Raw genomic sequence first — 15,823 nt, 5'->3', positions numbered from 1 at the left:
GATTTATGCGAATGATGGCTTCTTGTCATCTACAGCTCCGCTGATCACCTTGACGTATTTTTTGTCGACGCCTTCAACCGAAGGGCCTACAAATACACCGTTCTTGTTCTGCCGTCTTCCTGTGCGCTTCTTCGACTTCAGCGAGCTTGTCATAGGAATCGGACCTCTAACCACCCAGCTGCCGTTGGCGGATCCTTGGTTGCCTTCTGTCGATTTCTTTTTCTCTTTTCCGCTCATTGCGAATCCCCTCCAACTAGATACCTGATGGTGCGAAGCAACTCCCGATTCTGCTCCACAACCTCTGCGAGGTCTTCATCGTCAAGCATTTCATGTCCTGTAAAATGGACCGACAGCACATGATTCACACCTAAAGGATAGCAGAACACATACACCTGCGCAACTTCCTCCTCATGATAAAATGCCCATTTTCCACTATGATACACGTCCAGCACATAAATCGACTGATTGCTCGGCGAGCGTGCTTCGTCACCATCAAACGGGAAAAATCTCCCTCTTCCTACATTACCCCCGATATGCGCAATGCCTTCATCCCCTCTTCGTCCCCAGAATGCGGCCCCGGTTACCCGGTAATCGCCGCGGGCAGGAGGGAGCAGGGAATTGCGCACCGCTTCGCTGAGCGCATGAAACTTCTCCGTCTCATCCGTGACCTGTACGTTGCGGTTAAACTCCCAGAAGAAATGGAGCACGCTTTGCTTCCGCCGGAGCTCGGCTTCCTTCTGCTCAATGATGTCCACCGGATCGTGGTAAAATCCTTCCTCGGCAATGGCGTTCATAATATGTCCACAGGCCACATCCACCGCTGATTTATAATCCCCGTCGCTCCGAAGCTCGTATTCCAGCAGCGTGATGCCCTGCAGATCGGATAGAAGATGGTATTCCTCCACTGTCGCATCGTGTATCAAGTCTTTTTCCGGCTCAACCTGGTCGGGAATCATGCAGTACACCCTTCTTCTGCCAAGCCTTCCCCAGAACAGCCCCATCTCAAACAAGGTGTTGTCGCGGGTGATAAACACATGCTTGCCCCGAATCAGCGCAATGTCATCCGGGGAAAATACGAACACGCCAAAATCACTGGACGCCAGCTGCTTCTCCAAAGCTTCCATCGTATACATGTTCGGCCCGAACGTTCCGCCGTACCACGGTGTCACCTGCGCGGCCCGCTTAATCTGTTCATGTATGGCCCTAGCATACTTAATGGCCTCTCTGGAAGAACCTATGAATAAATTCGGCTTTGGTATGGACATAGGCACCATATTCCCCTTTGTTATACAATTTCGTCTTATCGACCATTATAACAAAGTTTCCTATTTTTGGCTGTATTTCAGGAATCATTCCATCTGCCAGCAATTCACCACCAGCTGCTGTCTGATATAGTATATGCTAAGGTTGATTGACAGACCCCATAAATAACCATGCGCCTGTATCCCGATCTTCGATGGCGAAGAAAAACGGGCGATCGACATGCATGATAACCGGCTCGGACGGCGGCGCTGCGCTTGTCTGCATCTCGATACCCGTCACCGCCGCTGCTTCCGTGCCCGCCTCATGGACGTCAATGTACACCTTGTGTTGAACCCGGCCAATAAAAAAGTCAGCCCCGTTATCCGCCATCCGGCTGAAATCCGCCGCCTGGTCTTGAAAAGCTGCCCTCATGCCGAGCTGCTCCAGCGCAGCTGACAGCTCGGCTGAAGCCTCCAGCTTGAACTTGGGCAAGGCCAGATCCACCTTCTCCATGCCAAAGCCCTCCCTCCATTCCAGCTCGTTCTCCCACAGCGCGGTATGCATAATATCAAGCGAGGATTGTTCTGACGGCAGCAGAATGAGCATCTCCATTCGCCCGTCTCCGTACGGAAGCCGAACAGCCTGCCAATCCTCGCTTTCCTTGTAAGCAAAGCGCTCCTCCTGCTGCATCATCTGAACCTCAGACAGCTTGCCATCCGGCAGCTTGAACGAATCCTTGACCGTCAAGGACGGGTCAAATGCCTGCTTCCAATTGCCGTTGAAATAGACCGCATTGATCAGCATCGCAGCTGCATTCGGAGGCTCATCAAGGATCTCGCTGATCTTGCCACGGGTCTTCTCCTCGACCCAGCTGTTGATCTCCTCCACCGCTTGTGAACTCGTCAAGTCCGTTTTCCGAACCTCGGCTCCGTAGCTGTCACGGACCGCACTTATATACGGCTGCTGGAGCATCACTCCCTGATGATGCCATACCGAGTTGGCTACATTCAGCAGCACCCCGCCGCCCTGCTCAAGCAGAAGTTTGAGGTGCCGGTTGTTCTCATTAATCTCATCCAGATCCATGCCCGACCAGCCCAGCACCCCCGCCATCTCCTCCTGCGTCATCCCGGCGCTGCCGTTATACGCCAGCGCCAGCGCAGCCGTGATGCTGTAGGGAGACAGCATCACATTCGGCTCCGCCGATGACTCCACCAACTGCTGATGGATCGATAGCCCCAGCCGGTTTTGAGCCTCGATCATCTCCCTGTTCACAGCATACAGCAGGCGTTTCCGCTCATCTTCCGTAAGCTCCGGCACCTCCCTGGACGTATTGACTGAATCATGACGCTTGCTCTGCTCCTTGTCCAAATGCAGCACCCCGCCATTCTCCCCTTGTCCAGGACCGCCACAGGCCGTCAATGCCAGCAGCACCGCCAGGCCAAGCATCGCCCATCCGCTTCTCCCCATATTCGAACCTCCTTCGTGTAGGTCACCTTATCAACCCGCTTCTTTCCTCGTTATTAGACGAAGTATTGCGCCAGGATGTTGCGGCATGCGGAGATGCAGCAGTTCTCCCCCAGCATGCCCTTTATCTTGAACGGCGAGAGGGAGGGCTTTCAGGGCTTTCAACTCGGTCTTGGATTGGGGACGTGCTGCCGAACCAGCACACAGGCTACAGGCTTATATAACAAAAGGCTTTGCCCCGTCCTTCGACGAGACAAAGCCTTTCATGCTACCGCTAGTCATTCAATTCATCTTAAATGCCGGCCAGCACCTGATACCAGATGCCCCGCTTGGAATACAGTGTTTCCCGCACATGATCCCAACCGCCGAGATATTCGATGTCAAACAGGCCCGGAGGCTCGGTGAACATCCCCTTCGTCCGTTCTGCTACGGACTCTTCCACCGGCCGGAATCCGTATTTCACAAAAATGTCCTGGGCCTCGGGAGAACGTAAATACGCAATAAACGCCTCGGCCACATCCGTCGTTCCGCGCTCGCTCGCATAGCGATCCACCACCACGGCCGGATTCTCAATCAGAATGGTATCATCCGGAATTACGATATCATAAGCGACGCCCTGGGCGATGCGTGCCAGCAGCTCATTCTCATACGTGACGATCACATCGCCGACACCGTATTCGAAGGCGGCCATCGAGGCCCTGCCGCTCTTGTCGAGCGACTCCACATTGCGATGGACGGCTTCAAGGAACGCCTTGGCCGCTGCCGGATCCTTCACGCCGTTTTTCTCCTCCGAACGTTTCAGACCGGCGCCATAGATGGCATTAATATCCCACTGGGCGCCTCCGGATGTTTTCGGATTCGGATACAGCACCTTCACATCCGAACGGGTCAAATCCTCAAAATCCTGAATGCCTTTCGGATTGCCATCCCTCGTTCCAAGGACGACGATCGACCGGGTAATCATCCCGCCATAAGGCTGCTGATTCCAATCCTCCCGGACCAGCCCCGATCTGACCAGTTTATCCACATCCCCCTCCAGCGCAAGCAGCGATACATCTGCCTCAAATCCGCCGACGATGGCCCGCGCTTGTGTCCCGGAGGCTTCATAGGATTCCTGGAAGCTGATCGTCTCTCCGGTCTCTTCCTTCCATTGTTGCTGGAAATTCGGAATGATCTCAGCCATGGCATCCTTCACAACGCTGTATGCCCCGATGACAAGCGTTCGCTCTCCGGGCCTTGACACCACTTCGGCCGAAGAAGTTTCTTGATCGGCGCATCCCGTCAGCAGGATCGTGAAGAGCAGCGCCATGCCTGCCGACAGCAAGGCTACCCGCCTCCAAATTAAATTATGCATGAACACCCTCTCCCTCTTCCTCTCCCTCTTGCGCCTTCTCAGATCATGATCGGCATCGGGTCAACCTTTAAGCCATTCTCCTCGATCCAGCTGTTCTCATCATTGAACAGATAGGCCCGGTGCACCAGCACCCGAACCTCCTGCCCCGGATGCAGCGTTTCCTTCTCCAGCGAGCGGTAGGTGATCAGCTTGTTCCCTTTAACCTCCACTTCCACCAGCCATTCGCTGCCCCGGAAGTGCAGGTGGCGGACGATGCCCGTCTCCGTTGCCGACAACACCGGAAAGTCCGTCTCGCTGCCGATCTCGATATATTCAGGGCGGATCAGTGCGCGCACGTCATGCTTCGCGGCTGATTCAAATCCTTTCAGTTCGGAAGCCTTGTCAACCACGGTGGATTCGCCAATAAACGAAGCGACGAACGGCGTTCTCGGCTCCTTGTAAATGTCCCAAGGGGTTCCTTTCTGCTCCACCTGTCCTTGACTAATAATCATAATTTCATCCGCGACTTCAATCGCCTCATCCTGGTCATGCGTCACGAATATCGAGGTGATGCCAACCCGCTCGATCAGCTCTCTCAGCCAGGAGCGCAGCTCCTGCCGGATCTTCGCATCGATGGCTGCAAATGGCTCATCCAGCAGCAGCAGCTGAGGTTCAGGAGCGAGGGCCCGGGCAAAAGCGACCCGCTGTCGCTGTCCGCCGGACAGCTGATGCGGATAGCGGTGTTCAAAGCCGGAAAGTCCGGTCAGCTCCACCAGTTCCATTACCCGATCCTTGATTTTGGCCTTCGGCGCTTTCTTGACCTTGAGGCCGAAAGCAATATTATCAAACACCGTCATATGCTTGAACAGCGCATAGCTCTGAAATACAAAGCCGATGCCCCGCTCCTGCGGAGGAATGTCATTGACGACCTTGCCGTGAAACCGGATTTCACCGGAATCCGGTGTTTCCAGACCCGCCAGCATGCGGAGAATGGAAGTCTTGCCGCCGCCGCTCGGGCCTAGAAGGCCGATCAGGTGGCCTTTTTCAATCTCGAAGCTGACATTCTTCACGGCGTGAAAGGAACCAAAGTGTTTGTTAAGATCACGAACTTCCACATGCATATCAGTGCACTCCCTTTCTTTTTTTGGCCCATTCCATCACCAGCAGAAGGCCGACGGAGAAGGCTGCAAGTACCAGGGCGACCCCATTGGCCGCCGCGACATTAAAATTCTCGACATCCTGATACACAAGCGTCGTCGCTGTCTGCGTGTGGTTCATAATATTGCCGGATACGACCAGCACGGCCCCGAATTCGCCAAGCGAGCGGGCGACCGTCAGCACGATCCCGTATACGACCGCCCAGCGGATGGACGGCCAGGTCACCTTCGCAAATGTTGTCCAGCCGTAAGCCCCCAGCGTTGCCGCCGCCTGCTCCTGATCCTCGCCGATCTCCTGCAGCACCGGCATCACCTCACGAACCATCAGCGGAAACGTAACAAACAACGTAGCGATGACCATGCCCGGAAATGCATAGACAACCTTGAAGCCGATGCCTTCAAAGAAACCGCCGATAATGCTGTCCGGCCCCAAGAGCAGCACGATCATCAGGCCTCCGATGACGGGCGATACCGCGTACGGAAGATCCACGATGCTGTTAAGGACGCCCTTGAGCTTGCGGCTGAGCCAGGTTGCTCTGACCAGATATAAAGCCATCATGATGCCAAACAGCCCGTTAAGAAACGTAACAACGATAACAATCAGGCCCGTCATCATCAGCGCGTGCAGCGCCTCGGGACGAAGCAGCGCTGTCGCAAAACCGTCCAGCCCATGTTCGAACGCACCGACCGCTATACGGGATAGCGGAATGATCAACAAGATCGTGAACACCGCATACGTCAGGCCAATCCACAGTCTCCTCATGCCCGTCTCCCCCTCTGCTGCACCAGATTGATCACCCACAGAATCGCAAAGGAGAGCGTCAGGAGCATAACGGATACCGCTGCGGCTCCGACAGGGTTGTCACTTTCCACCTCGCCGAAAATAAAAACAGACGCAATGAGCGTTCGTCCGGGAATATTGCCCGCGACGAGCACCACCGCTCCGAATTCGGCCAGCGCCCTGGAGAAGGCGAGCATGCCGCCGCTGATGATGCCCGGAAGCATCGACGGCAGAACGACCTTGAAGAAGGTTCTTCTTCGGGATGCCCCCATCGTGTAGGCGGCCTCTTCCTCCAAGGGGTCAAGCTCTTCCAGCAGCGGCTGGACTGCCCGAATGACAAACGGAAACGTAACAAAGATCATCGCAATGACGATGGCCGGCTGATGAAACACAATCTGGAAGCCGAGACGCTCCGCAGCTTCGCCGATCCAGCTTCCCGGACCGAGCAGAAGCAAAATCATCAGGCCTCCAACCGCCGTCGGAAGCGCAAAGGGCAAATCTACCAAACTGTTTAACAACGTCCTACCCGGAAATTTGTATCTGATCAGCACCCAGGCGATCATCGTTCCGATGAGCACGTTGATGAACGTGGAGATCAGGCCCAGCTTCACTGTGAGCAGAACCGCCTTCCATGCGATAGGATCAGCGACGCTTTCGATCAGCGCTTCCCATCCGGCCGACAGCGACTGTACGTATACCCCGAATATAGGAAGCACGATCAATGCAAGAAAATACAGCAAAACTGTGCTTCGAAATCCCCATGTCCAGCCCTTATGACGAATCAGAGATGTCATTTAAAGTCCCTCCTGCCTCCGGATCGATATTCCGGTCGACTGCTTTACCCATGATCATTCACATTTCCTATTTGGATACTTGGTTTTTCTTAAACCTACTTTATCAAAAGGGTATTCCGATCGTCAATCCATCTTTTTGCAGATGTAGGGTAAAATATAGAAAACAAAAAAAGATATGGAGGTTATATCCTATGCTGTATACCGGGCATCTGTCTACACAAAAGCGTGATGAAATGAAGGATATTACGAGGGAAATCGCCTCCTTCGTCGAGGATAGCGGCGTGGCTGAGGGGACGGTGCTGATCTACTGTCCACATACGACGGCAGGCATTGCGATCAATGAAAACGCCGATCCGGATGTAAAAAGCGATGTGCTGATGAGACTGGACGAAGTATACCCTTGGGAGCATCCCAAGTACCGTCATATGGAGGGCAACACCGCTTCCCATCTGAAGTCGATGACGTGCGGCCCTTCGCAAACCGTCATTATCCATAACGGCAAGCTTCTTCTCGGACGCTGGCAAGGCATTTACTTCTGCGAATTCGACGGGCCGAGACAGCGCGAATACATGGTTAAAATTATGCGGGGCTAGCTGGACAAGCCCTTGTTCCGTGTTATCATTCATAACCAATGCCAAAAAGCCAGGCGCATGCTAGGGGGCATGCGCCTGGCTTTTATACAGGTTTGGGTGTTTCGTATTTCAACGCTAGAGCGTTGCAATCCGTTGAAGTATGCGGGTGCAACAAATCAGGTGCGACGAGGGATCAGACCTTGCTGTACAGGCTGCGGCACAGCACCTTGATGTGGGCGAGAGCGGCGGGTTTTATCTCATCAAACCCTATTCGGTCTTGAATATAGTAGGATATGAATCCATGCAGCGACAAAAACAACGTCCGCGGAACGGTTCTCCGCTCTTCTTCACTATATTGATCATCAAGCAAATATTGACGGACCAGAATGGCAAACATATCAAAACATCGTCCCTGCTCAGCGCGGCAGTAAGCCAGCAGCTCTTCGTCCCGGATCATGAACATAATCTCGTACTGGTACGGATTGTCCAGGCCGAAACGAATGAATTCCAGCATCAGCTGCTCCAGCTTCGACATCCCTTCGCAGAGAGGCCTCGCCGACACTTCCAACAGCAGATCATTCAGATCGTTGAAGTCCTTCATAACGATGGCGTAGAATAGCTCCGCCTTTTCTTTAAAATGATAGTACAACGACCCGTGGCTATAACCAAGGTGCTGCCCGATGCTTCGCATCGAAATCGCCCTGTAACCCTTGGTTATGAACAAATGCCTGGCCGCTTCCAATATTCGCTCCCTCGACAATTCTCGCTCAACTGCTCTTCTTGCCATATTATTTTATTCCCCTTCAATAAAATAAAGCCGCTCTCCCTCCGTGATCGAGGACTGCCCCTGTGTTAAATCCACCATCCAGGCCTTGAAGTTCTCCGCCTCGCCGTCAAGCGGCAAGCAGGTGAGTGTTACCTTGTCAGCAAATACAGTCTCACCCATCCGAATGCCCCGGCCCCGCAGCGCGTTCTCTACCTTGCCCAGCCACGTATAATCCAGCTCTACAAAAATCTCGCGGTGAAGCACCCTTGTGATCGGTTCGCCGGCCTCGATCGCTGCCACGGCGCCGTCGGTGTATGCCCGAATCAGGCCGCCAGCCCCCAGCATAATGCCTCCAAAATAGCGTGTAACCACGATGGCGACATTCTTCAGCTCCTGGTTGCGGATCACCTCGAGAATCGGCTTGCCCGCCGTTCCGCTCGGTTCCCCGTCATCCGATTGCTTCTGGATCTCGTCCCGTTCCCCGATCATGAAAGCGGAACAGTTATGGGTTGCGTTCCAGTGCTTCTTCTTGATGTCTTCAATAAATGCCACAGCGTCCTCTTCGGTCTCCACCGGCATGATATGCCCGATGAAGCGCGATTTTCGAATGACAATCTCTTTCACGCCCGCTGCGCGCACCGTCTTATAACGTTCCAGCATGAACCGATAACCACCCCTTTACGACCGAGTCCCCCGCAATGTGCGCCTGCCCTCCATAGCGAGGACAGGCCGACTGACGGGTGTGCTCAAAAACCATTCATTTGCAAGAAAGCAGTCCCCGGGCACCTGTTATGCCGGCGAACTGCTTCCTTCAGCGTTATGCTTCTGTTGATGATGTGTTCGGGTTTACTCGGAAAGTCTTGCTTCTAGCTCAGCTTTTTCCTTCTCGTACCCTGGTTTGCCGAGCAGGGCAAACATATTTTTCTTGTAAGCCTCTACGCCCGGTTGGTCAAACGGGTTCACACCCAACAAGTAGCCGCTGATACCGCATGCCTTTTCGAAAAAGTATACCAGATATCCGAAAGAATAGGGAGTGAAATCTGGAATTGTCACAATCAAATTCGGCACTTGTCCATCCGTGTGCGCCAGCATCGTGCCTTGAAATGCCTTCTTATTCACGAAATCGAGCGTTTTCCCTTCCAAAAAGTTCAAGCCGTCGAGATCATCCGGATCGGCTTCAATCGCAATCTGCTCCGTCACCTGATCCACTTGAATGACCGTCTCAAAAATGTTCCGGCTGCCTTCCTGGATGAATTGGCCCATGGAGTGCAGATCGGTGGAGAAATCGACCGAAGCCGGGTAGATGCCCTTGAAATCCTTACCTTCGCTCTCACCGTACAGCTGCTTCCACCACTCCGATACAAAGTGCAGGGAAGGCTCATAGTTGACCAGAATTTCAATCGCCTTGCCTTTGCGGTACAGCGCGTTGCGAACCGCTGCATATTGGTAAGCTTCGTTCTCGGCCACATTCGGGTTGCTGTATTCCTTGGCAGCATCCGCCGCGCCCTGCATCATCTCGTCGATGTTAATGCCTGCCGTAGCGATCGGGAGCAGGCCGACAGCCGTAAGCACGGAATAGCGCCCGCCTACGTCGTCTGGAATAATGAAGGACTCGTAGCCTTCCTCCGTCGCCAGCTTCTTGAGCGCGCCCTTCTCGCGGTCTGTCGTGGCATAGATCCGCTTGCGCGCCTCTTCCTTGCCGTATTTCTTCTCCAGCGCGGCACGGAAAATCCGGAAGGCGATTGCCGGCTCGGTTGTCGTGCCCGATTTGGAAATGACATTGATGGAGAAATCCTTGCCTTCAATCAGGTCAAGCAGGTGGCTGACATATGTAGAACTGATGTTGTTTCCGGCAAAATAAATTTCCGGTGTCTTGCGCTTCTCCTTCGACAGCTCGTTATAGAAGGAATGCGACAGCATCTCAATCGCCGCGCGCGCCCCGAGATAGGAGCCGCCGATCCCGATCACAATCAGCACATCGGAGTCGCTCTGGATTTTGGCAGCCGCCTTCTGGATGCGGGCGAACTCTTCCTTGTCATATTCGGTCGGCAGGTTAATCCAGCCGAGATAATCGGAGCCTGCGCCTGTTCCTTGATGAAGCTGCTCGTGCGCCGTCTGAATCGGCTGGGCAAAATAATCAATCTCATGCTGGTGAACAAAGGAAAGCGCCTTGCTATAATCAAATTTTACTTTCTTGGACATTCGTTCCATCCTCCTATTATTTATTTCTACATTTCGCTTTAATTCGATATCTGCTAACTAGGATACTTGAATTCGCTCCCCCTTCGCAAGTAACACTCACGGGCGCCCCTCATACGGAGACTGGGCTCTCTTCATTACATCTCGTAACCCCGGATTACCATCTCTTCCGGTAGGATAACTTAGCTTTATTGTGGTTCTGCTTGAAATGACGTGCTAATATAGAAGAGATTTGGAATCCACAAACGAAGGTGATATCGATGAAAAAAATCGGCTTTATCGGACTTGGTACAATGGGTGCGCCTATGGCCTCCAATCTGCTCAGAGAAGGGTATGACGTCACGGTCTATAACCGGACTTCCGAGAAGTGCCTGCCGCTGGCCGAGCAGGGAGCGAAGACCGCTCCTACGCCGCGTGAAGCAGCGCTTGGACAGGACATTGTAATTACGATGGTGAGCAATGACGATTCGATTCGCGAAGTATTTTACGGCGAAGAAGGCGTGATCGCCTCCTTAAAGAGCGGCATGACGGTCATCGACTGCAGCACCATCTCGCCAAGCCTGGTTAAAGAAATCGCCTCGGCGGTCACTGGGCTCGGCGCTTCCTTCCTGGATGCCCCGGTTACGGGCAGCAAGCCGGCAGCGATTGATGGAACGCTCGTGTTCATGGTTGGCGGCGATCCCCAGGTTATCGAGGCTCACTCTGACGTCTTCGACACCCTTGGCAAAAAAGTTATCCCGATGGGCGAGAACGGCAGCGGCGCTGTAGCGAAGCTGGCGCATAACACCATTGTCGGCATCAACAATCTGGCGCTTGCCGAGGGCTTCTCCATCGCTGCCAAATCCGGCATACCGGCCGACCGCTTTCTGGAGCTGGTGCAGCTCGGATCCGCAGGCAGCAAGGCAGCTGACCTGAAAGGCCGCAAAATCATCGATGGCGACTTCAGCAACCAGTTCTCCCTGGCGCTGATGCTGAAGGATCTGAAGCTCGCCTCCTCCCTCACCGACGGGATGGGCATGCCTTCCCCGATGCTGAGCCTGGCGAAAAGCCTGTTCCAAGCCGGTGCCAGTGAGGGCTACGGAGACGAGGATCTGTCCGCTGTAGTGAAATGCTACGAGGCCTGGATCGGCCAAACCATCGGGCAGAAGCTATAATGTAATACACGGCTCCTTGCTCGTCCACCAGCGCTTATACAATATGTTCATCCAGACCCTTAAGACCACATTCCACGCCGCCTCCAAACTATAAGAGCGGGGAGGAGTGTGGTTTTGTTTTCTTAAAGGATCTCATTTCCATTTTTGTTATTAAGGACTGCAACTATTGTCCATGTACAGACGTCTTATGATGGTAAAGGAGGAATGAATTACTATGCATCGAAATCTTCTCAAGACAATGGCCAGTACAGCCGCGCTAACAACGCTCTTCCTGTTGCCTGTATCCGGAGGCCCTGCAGTATCCGCTGCCCCGGCAGCCGCAGCACCAACAGCTATTATTAACAGTGTTCCCGCCGCCGGAGAGGTACTGATCCGGAATGGAACAACGTATGTGACGCTCACCGATCTGAAGCCGATGGGCAACTACAAGATTAGCTACGACAATAAGAAGAAGCAGGCGGTTGTCCAAGGCGATGGCAGAACGATCGAACTGACCGTCGGAAGCACCGCCATAACCGTGGACGGGCAGACGTTAGACGAATCTGCCGCTCCGCTGATCCATAAAGGTAAAGTGATGGTTCCGCTCCGCGCTGTAGCAGAAGCATTCGGGTCCCATATCGTTTGGAACAACGCTCAGAAAACAGCTTTTATCATTAAAGCGGACCCGCTCGTGATCGCAGATCTTCTGAGCTCCGATCTGTCCACCGCAAGGAATGCGGCAGTCCATCTGCCGTATGCTTCACAATTGAAGCTGCCGGAACTGGAGCTAACCCCGATGGAGATGCAAGGCGTTGACTTTTATTTTCCTCAAGGAGCATCCGACCGTTTCTTCATCGTCGACAATGATATTGTAAGTTACTTTGAAATCCGGGGCGGAGTCAAGCTGCTTAAGTGGCAGGGCAAGCTCGATTATGCTGCCGAAGCTCCGGAGAATCGCAACCCGTTCTTCCTGCCTGCTGTTAAAGCCGAGATCGGCGAATTGCCGGATGTGAAGAACTGGACCGTAGCCAAGTTCCAATTCCGTTATCCGGTTGGCGAGACCTACTACACGCTGCTGGACCGTACCAAGGAATGGGCCCAAGGCTCCGTGGAACTGGATACAAGCTCACCGGACTACAAAGGTGTAATCGTCGATATCCCGGAGGAATAACCTCATTATAGCGATAAATTTCAAGCCCTGCGTTGATATCAGACATTGACATCAACAGCGGGGATTAAGTAAGGGCCTGCTGCCTTCCTGCCGTCTGGCGTAGAGCGTCACGCGGGGTGAGCAGGAATGGAGGCCCTCGATGGGTTAAATAGCAGCTTGGATAGAAAGACCCCAATTCCCCTTCGCGCCGGGAACTGGGGTCTTCATCTCTTCATCTTGCTCCCTCTGCCATGCAGTTGATCTAAGAACAGGCGGATACCCTTTACGCCTTGGGATAAGAGCAGCAATAATCTGTAACTGTACGGATTTCCAGCTTAAAGCTTGAATCGCCAGGCACGTGGAATGTCGCGCTGCCCTGAATCTGTCTCCACTCCTGCTCCCCAGGCAGCAGAACGGACAGATCGCCGGACAGGATCTCCATAATTTCCGGACCGTCGGTGCCAAACTCATAGCTTCCCGGCAGCATAATGCCAAGCGTTACCTTCTCACCGTCCTCCAGCAGCACCGTGCGGCTGGTTACGTTTCCCTCATAATAAATATTCGCGGCCTTTACAATTGTGGCATTGTTGAACTGTGACATGAACAAACCCTCTCCTTATTCAAGTTGTTGTATACATGAACAATGGCATGGCAAAGCCTTCGCCCCACCGGTCTGTTAGCTGAGATAAGCAGCCACATGGGCCATTGCGAACGGCAGTTTATCTTCCGCCTGTTGCGCTGATGCGGCTCCTAAGCTGCTGTTCGTTCGAACAGGGGCCTGACATCGGGGCGAAACCCCTTCCGAATATATGGACGGCACCCGCTTAAGGCGGGTGCCGAAGCATTCCATATGAAGCTGTGATGGCTATAGCGCCATCTACAATTTACAGCATTACAGCAGCGCTTTTACACGGCTGACCACATTCTCAACCGTAAATCCGTACTCGGCGATGACACGATCGCCAGGTGCGGAAGCACCGAAGGTGCTGATGCCAAGAATATCGCCCTTCTCGCCAACGTAACGCTCCCAGCCGAATGGATGTGCCATTTCAACCGCAAGACGTGCTTTTACATCAGGCAGCAAGACGGAATCCTTGTATGCTTGATCCTGTTGATCGAACAGATCCCAGCTTGGCATGCTGATGACGCGAACCTGGATGCCTTCTTCGGCAAGCTTCGCCTGCGCTTTAACCGCAAGCTGAACCTCGGAGCCTGTCGCAATAATTTGCGCCTGGGCTTTGCCGGATGCTGCATCAGATACAACGTAGGCACCGCGTTTGATGCCTTCGCGTGCGTTCTCGGCCGTTCCGGCGAGAATTGGCAGGTTCTGACGAGTCAGAACAAGCGCCACCGGACGATCCTTGTTCTCCATCGCATACGCCCATGCTGCGGAAGTCTCATTGGCATCGGCAGGACGAATGACCGTCAGCTGCGGGATGATGCGCAGTGAAGCAAGCTGCTCGATCGGCTCATGGGTAGGGCCGTCTTCACCAACAGCGATGCTGTCATGCGTGAGCACATACGTAACCGGAAGCTTCATCAGTGCAGCCAGACGGATCGCCGGACGCAGATAATCCGTAAAGACGAAGAATGTGCCTCCGAAAATTTTCAGGCCGCCATGGAGGGCAATCCCGTTCATTGCGCCAGCCATCGCGAATTCGCGCACGCCGTAATAAATGTTACGCCCTTCATAGCTATCCGCCGTAAAGTTCGCAAGACCGTTCAGATGGGTCATGGTGGAGCTTTCCAGGTCTGCGGAGCCGCCCAGCAATTGAGGCACTCCTGCCGTCAGCCCATTCAGCGCCTTACCGGAAGCAACACGCGTGGACATTGCACTGTCCTCCGGGCTGTATTTCGGAAGATCCTTGTCCCAGCCCTCAGCCAGGTCACCGGATTCGCCGCGCTCGAATTGCGCTGCCAGCTCCGGATACGCTTCTTTATATTTCTTGAATTGATCTACCCATGCCTGGTAAGCAGCGATACCGCGATCCTTCACTTTGCCGAAATGCTCGCGCACTTCCTCAGGTACATAGAAATCCTCTTCGTATACCCATTTGTAGAATTCCTTGGTCAGCTTTGCTTCCTCTGCTCCCAGCGGGGAACCGTGAGTACCGCCGTGACCGCCCTTACCCTGCTTGTTCGGGCTGCCGTATCCGATGACCGTCTTCACTTCGATCAATGTCGGACGGGACGCGTCGGCTTGCGCTTCCTGGATGGCCTTCTCGATAGCCGGAAGGTCATTGCCGTCCTCAACGCGCAGAACTTGCCAGCCGTAAGCTTCAAAGCGCTTCGCGACATTCTCCGAGAACGCCAGATTAAGCTCGCCGTCCAGGGAAATATCGTTGGAATCGTACAGCATGATCAGTTTGCCAAGCTTCAGATGTCCAGCCAGGGAAGCTGCCTCGGCGGATACGCCCTCCATCAGGTCACCGTCGCCGCAGATCGCATACGTGTAGTGGTCGATGACCTTGAAATCATCTTTATTATATGTTGCTGCCAGATGCGCTTCGGCCATAGCCATACCAACCGCCATCGCAACCCCTTGTCCAAGCGGGCCGGTGGTAGCGTCAACGCCGGCTGTGTGCCCGAACTCCGGGTGGCCCGGCGTCTTGCTGCCCCATTGACGGAACTGCTTCAGATCCTCCAGCGACAGATCGTATCCGCTCAGGTGAAGCAGGCTGTACAGCAGCATGGAGCCGTGACCTGCAGACAGCACAAAGCGGTCGCGGTTAATCCATGCTGGCTCGTCGGGGTTGTGGACCATCGTTTTGGCAAACAATTGATAGCCCATTGGTGCGGAACCCATCGGCATGCCCGGATGACCGGATTTTGCCTTCTCGATTGCGTCGATCGCCAGCGTCCGAACCGTCGCAATGGACAGGTTGTCGATGGTTTGGTTGTTTTCGGTTGTCATGATTCGTCCTCCTCAAATCTTTTGCTTTTCGGACATTGCAAACCTCGATCCGAGCCGCTTCCGGGACACAATTACAGACGAACATAACCGATTCTATCCATAGATTGCTCATGGTAAGCCACTCATCCGATCCTTGCAAAATCCTGCCTTGAATAAAAGCTGCGAAAAATGAAGACTTCTCCTCCCATCGCCGGCTGTTCATCACAACTTAGGAAATGGGAATGTTGAAAATATCATTTTGATATTCTTATTGTAACATCTGTGCCGGTTCATTTCCACATCCGAATTATGAATTGTTTCGCAAGGGCAGGCCTTCCA

Annotated in this window: 15 protein-coding genes; 3 read left to right on the top strand and 12 right to left on the bottom strand. The window is 53.7% G+C overall.

The features are described 5' to 3' along the window. Positions 1-3: 3 nt before the first annotated feature. The 7 genes from MKX64_RS15655 to cysT form a co-directional block, all read right to left on the bottom strand. Positions 4-237 (bottom strand): hypothetical protein, encoded by a 234-nt coding sequence (locus MKX64_RS15655; protein ID WP_095264872.1) that lies wholly within the window; start codon positions 235-237, stop codon positions 4-6. After that, positions 234-1,265: a TIR domain-containing protein gene (locus tag MKX64_RS15650; protein WP_095264871.1), complete on the bottom strand. Its 1,032-nt coding sequence runs from the start codon at positions 1,263-1,265 to the stop codon at positions 234-236. The genes MKX64_RS15655 and MKX64_RS15650 overlap by 4 nt, the downstream gene beginning before the upstream one ends. A 136-nt stretch (positions 1,266-1,401) precedes the next feature. Continuing rightward, positions 1,402-2,709, bottom strand: a complete 1,308-nt coding sequence (locus MKX64_RS15645) for a serpin family protein (protein WP_341036555.1) — start codon at positions 2,707-2,709, stop codon at positions 1,402-1,404. A 289-nt stretch (positions 2,710-2,998) separates the two neighbouring features. Next, positions 2,999-4,060, bottom strand: a complete 1,062-nt coding sequence (locus MKX64_RS15640; protein ID WP_095264870.1) for a sulfate ABC transporter substrate-binding protein — start codon at positions 4,058-4,060, stop codon at positions 2,999-3,001. Positions 4,061-4,098: 38 nt separating this feature from the next. Next, on the bottom strand, positions 4,099-5,160 hold the full coding sequence (locus tag MKX64_RS15635; protein WP_095398970.1) for a sulfate/molybdate ABC transporter ATP-binding protein: 1,062 nt from the start codon (positions 5,158-5,160) through the stop codon (positions 4,099-4,101). A gap of 1 nt (position 5,161) precedes the next feature. Beyond that, positions 5,162-5,959 carry a sulfate ABC transporter permease subunit gene (locus MKX64_RS15630; RefSeq protein ID WP_095264868.1) on the bottom strand — a complete coding sequence of 266 codons (798 nt, stop codon included), beginning with the start codon at positions 5,957-5,959 and terminating at the stop codon, positions 5,162-5,164. After that, positions 5,956-6,771: a sulfate ABC transporter permease subunit CysT gene (gene cysT, locus MKX64_RS15625; protein ID WP_095264867.1), complete on the bottom strand. Its 816-nt coding sequence runs from the start codon at positions 6,769-6,771 to the stop codon at positions 5,956-5,958. Before cysT ends, MKX64_RS15630 begins: the two co-directional genes overlap by 4 nt. A 191-nt stretch (positions 6,772-6,962) precedes the next feature. Here cysT and MKX64_RS15620 point away from each other — a divergent pair, with 191 nt between their 5' ends. Then, positions 6,963-7,364, top strand: coding sequence for a secondary thiamine-phosphate synthase enzyme YjbQ (locus MKX64_RS15620; protein ID WP_095264866.1), 402 nt, complete (start codon positions 6,963-6,965; stop codon positions 7,362-7,364). Between the two features lie 172 nt (positions 7,365-7,536). Here MKX64_RS15620 and MKX64_RS15615 read toward each other — a convergent pair whose 3' ends face one another. The 3 genes from MKX64_RS15615 to MKX64_RS15605 all read right to left on the bottom strand — a co-directional run bounded on the left by MKX64_RS15615 (position 7,537) and on the right by MKX64_RS15605 (position 10,311). Beyond that, entirely contained in the window at positions 7,537-8,130 is a 594-nt protein-coding gene (locus MKX64_RS15615) for a TetR/AcrR family transcriptional regulator (protein WP_095264865.1), read from the bottom strand. A gap of 6 nt (positions 8,131-8,136) precedes the next feature. Continuing rightward, a complete protein-coding gene (locus tag MKX64_RS15610; RefSeq protein ID WP_095264864.1) occupies positions 8,137-8,769 on the bottom strand; it encodes a YigZ family protein in 633 nt (210 codons plus the stop codon). A gap of 186 nt (positions 8,770-8,955) precedes the next feature. Further along, entirely contained in the window at positions 8,956-10,311 is a 1,356-nt protein-coding gene (locus tag MKX64_RS15605; RefSeq protein WP_095264863.1) for a glucose-6-phosphate isomerase, read from the bottom strand. A gap of 257 nt (positions 10,312-10,568) precedes the next feature. On the opposite strand from MKX64_RS15605, the gene MKX64_RS15600 reads away from it, so the two are divergent. Together MKX64_RS15600 and MKX64_RS15595 are read left to right on the top strand one after the other, a co-directional pair. Beyond that, positions 10,569-11,462 carry an NAD(P)-dependent oxidoreductase gene (locus tag MKX64_RS15600; RefSeq protein WP_155617864.1) on the top strand — a complete coding sequence of 298 codons (894 nt, stop codon included), beginning with the start codon at positions 10,569-10,571 and terminating at the stop codon, positions 11,460-11,462. A gap of 214 nt (positions 11,463-11,676) precedes the next feature. Next, entirely contained in the window at positions 11,677-12,612 is a 936-nt protein-coding gene (locus tag MKX64_RS15595) for a copper amine oxidase N-terminal domain-containing protein (RefSeq protein WP_230875652.1), read from the top strand. Between the two features lie 262 nt (positions 12,613-12,874). Here the strand turns inward: MKX64_RS15595 and ppnP are convergent, their stop codons facing one another. Beyond that, positions 12,875-13,192, bottom strand: a complete 318-nt coding sequence (gene ppnP / locus MKX64_RS15590; RefSeq protein ID WP_155617863.1) for a pyrimidine/purine nucleoside phosphorylase — start codon at positions 13,190-13,192, stop codon at positions 12,875-12,877. A gap of 291 nt (positions 13,193-13,483) precedes the next feature. Next, positions 13,484-15,505, bottom strand: a complete 2,022-nt coding sequence (gene tkt, locus MKX64_RS15585) for a transketolase (RefSeq protein ID WP_095264860.1) — start codon at positions 15,503-15,505, stop codon at positions 13,484-13,486. Positions 15,506-15,823: the final 318 nt, after the last annotated feature.

Origin of the sequence: Paenibacillus sp. FSL M8-0334, assembly GCF_038000405.1 — a bacterium.
GTDB classification, from domain to species: Bacteria; Bacillota; Bacilli; order Paenibacillales; family Paenibacillaceae; genus Paenibacillus_AQ; species Paenibacillus_AQ campinasensis.
The sequence above is the reverse complement of the archived record's forward strand: the minus strand, read 5'-3'. Positions and strand labels throughout refer to the sequence as shown.